Genomic DNA, 538 nt, shown 5'->3' with positions numbered 1-538 from the left:
GCTTCACGCCGGGCACCGACTTCGACGCTCTCGCCGCCGGCGAGAGTCGCGACGTCACCTTCAGCTACACCGCCACCGATAATGACGGTGGGGTCAGTGCACCGAAGACGGTGACCATCACCGTCACCGGCACTAACGATGCGCCGGTCGCCGTCGCCGATACCGGTATCACGGGCGAGAACGCTACTCTCAATGTCTCCGCGGCCCAGGGCGTGTTGGCCAACGACAGCGATGTCGATGGCGGCACGCTGAGTGTCAGCGCGGTCAACGGCGTAACAGGTAGCGTCGGGCAGGCTATCACCGGCTCCCCTGGTGGCACCTTTACCCTTAACGCCGATGGCTCCTACAGCTTCAATCCTGGCACGGCGTTCGATCGCCTGGCCGCGGGTCAGACCGATACCACTAAAGTCAGCTACACCGTCAGCGATGGCCAGGGCGGCACCGCCACCTCGACGCTGACCGTAACGGTGACCGGCACCAATGATGCACCGGTCGCCGTCGCCGATACCCAAACCACCGGCGAGAACGCTACTCTCAC

Annotated in this window: 1 protein-coding gene; it reads left to right on the top strand. The window is 64.5% G+C overall.

The genetic code is table 11. The features are described 5' to 3' along the window. Nucleotides 1-538 (top strand): Ig-like domain-containing protein (locus BTW07_RS19015; protein WP_167369293.1); only part of this gene is annotated, 538 nt, incomplete at both ends.

It is taken from the genome of Salinicola socius, assembly GCF_001937195.1.
Taxonomy (GTDB): Bacteria; Pseudomonadota; Gammaproteobacteria; order Pseudomonadales; family Halomonadaceae; genus Salinicola; species Salinicola socius.
Note: the sequence above shows the minus strand (reverse complement) of the source record. Positions and strands in the feature narration are given on the sequence as shown.